At 68.6% G+C, this 2,621-nt stretch carries 4 protein-coding genes; 1 reads left to right on the forward strand and 3 read right to left on the reverse strand.

The genetic code is table 11. The features are described from left to right. Positions 1 to 661 (reverse strand): AAA family ATPase (locus tag ACFQEU_RS14265; RefSeq protein ID WP_379783234.1); only part of this gene is annotated, 661 nt, incomplete at its 3' end. 105 nt (positions 662 to 766) lie between these two features. Between ACFQEU_RS14265 and ACFQEU_RS14270 the strand changes: the two genes are divergently transcribed. Then, complete coding sequence (locus ACFQEU_RS14270; protein WP_379783236.1) at positions 767 to 1,465, forward strand: DUF6498-containing protein; 699 nt, start codon at positions 767 to 769, stop codon at positions 1,463 to 1,465. 255 nt (positions 1,466 to 1,720) lie between these two features. On the opposite strand, the gene ACFQEU_RS14275 is transcribed toward ACFQEU_RS14270, so the two are convergent. Together ACFQEU_RS14275 and ACFQEU_RS14280 are read right to left on the reverse strand one after the other, a co-directional pair. Then, complete coding sequence (locus ACFQEU_RS14275) at positions 1,721 to 2,038, reverse strand: DUF7123 family protein (protein WP_379783238.1); 318 nt, start codon at positions 2,036 to 2,038, stop codon at positions 1,721 to 1,723. A 2-nt stretch (positions 2,039 to 2,040) separates the two neighbouring features. After that, positions 2,041 to 2,301, reverse strand: a complete 261-nt coding sequence (locus tag ACFQEU_RS14280) for a DUF8028 family protein (RefSeq protein WP_379783240.1) — start codon at positions 2,299 to 2,301, stop codon at positions 2,041 to 2,043. Positions 2,302 to 2,621 lie beyond the last annotated feature (320 nt).

Consider the following 2,621-nt stretch of genomic DNA (forward strand, 5'->3'; position numbering starts at 1 on the left):
CGACGCGGACCGACTCCGGGACGCGCTGGAGCTCCCGGACCGCCTCGCGGTCGGTGACGGGGTCGACGGTCGGGCTCGGCGTGTCGCGGTCGGCCCGCCGGTCGATCAGCTCGCGGGTGCCGGCCTCGTCGGGGTAGCCGAGCGACGTTTTCACCATGAACCGGTCGCGCTGGGCCTCCGGCAGCTCGAAGGTCCCCTCCTGCTCGACGGGGTTCTGCGTGGCGATCACACAGAACGGGTCGGGGAGGTCGTGGGTCTCGCCGTCGACGGTGACCTGTCCCTCCTCCATCGCCTCCAGGAGGGCGGACTGGGTCTTCGGCGGCGCGCGGTTGATCTCGTCGGCGAGGACGACGTTCGCGAAGATCGGGCCGGGCGTGAACCGGAACTCGCCGGCGTCCTCGTCGAAGACGTACGAGCCGGTGACGTCGGCGGGCATCAGGTCCGGCGTGAACTGGACCCGGGAGAACTCCAAGCCGAGCGCGGTCGCGAACGACCGTGCGGTCAGCGTCTTCCCGGTGCCGGGCACGTCCTCTAACAGGACGTGGCCGCGGGCGAGCAGCCCCGCGGTGACCTCTTCGAGCACGCGGCGATCGGCGACGACGGCGGAGAGCACTTCGTCGACGACGGCTCCCGCCGTCGCCGATGCGTCGGGGATCGACATACCGGACACCGGGCCCCCGGAGACTTATATGTCGGCGGTCTCGCGCCGAGCGGTCGTCGGGCCTCGGCCCCACGGTTTTAGATTCACGACCTCGTCTTATCAGGGGTGCCCGTCGGTCGCCCTCCCGATCGCGTCCCCGGTCGCCGCTCCCGTACCGAGTGGGTCATCCTCGCCGGTAACGTCGTGCCGCTCGTCGGGGTCGCGGCGTTCGGCGTCGACCTCCACACGCTGCTCGTCGTCTACTGGGTCGAGGCCGGCGTCGACGGCGCGACCCCACCGGCGAAGATCCGCCGGTCGGCGGCGACCGACGACCCCGAGACCCTCCCGGACTGGGAGTACAGCCCCATCGGGGGCGGGAAGCGCTCGATCCGCGAGCTGGCCGGCGCGTCGAACCGGACGGTGCTCGGCCAGTTCCTCGGCACGTACGTCTTCTTCTGGGTGTTCATGGGGTTTTACGTGGCGTCCATCCCCGGCGACGTCGCCGCGGTCGACCCGGGGTCCCCGCTCGTCGCGCTCGCCGCGACGGCGGGGTTGGTGGCGACGCACGCCGTCTCCTACCGGGTCGAGTTCCTCGGGAACCGGGAGTACGAACGCAAGGGGCCGGTCGAGCTCATGATCGAACCGTTCGATCACCTGATCGTGCTGCTCGTCACCGTGTGGCTCGGATCGATCCCCGTGCGACTGCTGGGCGCGCCGACGGGGGCGCTCGTCGTGATGGCGCTCGCGAAGGCGTACGTCGACCTGCGAGCCCATCGCCGCGAACGCGAGGGTCGGCGGGGTACGACCGACGCGGAGCCGACGTGATGGTCCGCGACGGAGGCGGGTACGTCGGTCGAGATGGGCAGGTTGGTCGGGGAGGGAAGGTCGGTCGGAGAGGGAAGGTCAGTGGAGGCGGATACGTCGGTCGAGGTGGTTCTTGGTCACGAACGCAGTCGTGGCGAGACGTGCTGTGGCGAGTTGCGGCGTCATGAGAACGCCGTCGTGAGAAACCCGTCGTGGAGGACGTCGGCCGAAAGCGGGGACCCCGCAGGTCGCAGGTGATCTCCGGGGTGTCGGTGTTCAGGCCTTCGAGACGCGCCAGGTCGTCGCGCCCGTGTACGACCACTTCTCGATCTCGAGGTCGGCCACGGAGTCCTGTAGCTGGACGATGAGCGCGCCGATCTCCTTCGGGGAGAGGTCGACGTCGTCGGCGATGAACTTCGATTTGAAGTACATCTCGCCGTTTTCGGCCTCCTGACGGAGATACGACGCCAGCCGCTCGGTCTTCGAGGCGGGCTCGTCGGCATCGTCGGCCGCGGCCGCCGTGTCGTCCGTCGCGGCGTCCGGGTCGTCGCTCGGTTCCGTCGTCGTGTCGGTGGGGGTCGTGCTCGTGCTCATGGTTACACCTCCTCGGGGCGGTTGTGACCGTGTCCGATCACGACACACGCGATGTGTGCGAACAACACGGCCAGGGTGGCGGTCGCGCCTTCGAACGGGCCCATCCCGTACACCGCGGGGATGTACGCGACCGGGAGGAAGATCGCCGCCCAGAAGGCGACGGCCCGGGCCCCGCCGACGGTCAGGCGACGGAACTGGTTGGAGAGCGTGGCACCGATCCGGATCGGCTCGCGGACGGTCGAGGGGGACGTTTCGCTTGACATCGAGATCACCTGTCTCGCTTGACCCATGGACCGGGGATATCATATAAGGGGCCGAGCGTTGCGTCGTATTCAGTTGGATTAACGGATCCGCTGACCCTTCACGGACGTTTTATCGGAGCGTATCGATCGTTTACAACGCCGTTAGATCGGGTTAGATGTTTTAGAAACGATTATGGTAGCGTTTCAGGGTCAACCGAGGATCGGCCACCGATCCGGCTCTGGATGCGGGCTGACGCCCCCGACACCCGCGGTTCGGGTGCGGTCGGCCGCCGATATCGGCCCGCGGTCAGGTGGGGCGGCCGCCGGGACCGACTCGCGGC

It is taken from the genome of Halorubrum tibetense (assembly GCF_042661865.1).
Classification (GTDB): domain Archaea; phylum Halobacteriota; class Halobacteria; order Halobacteriales; family Haloferacaceae; genus Halorubrum; species Halorubrum tibetense.

Excerpts from the sequence above, each read along its gene's own strand:
- ACFQEU_RS14280 (WP_379783240.1), bottom strand. The coding sequence starts at position 2,301 with ATGTCAAGCGAAACGTCCCCCTCGACCGTCCGCGAGCCGATCCGGATC.
- ACFQEU_RS14275 (WP_379783238.1), bottom strand. The coding sequence starts at position 2,038 with ATGAGCACGAGCACGACCCCCACCGACACGACGACGGAACCGAGCGAC.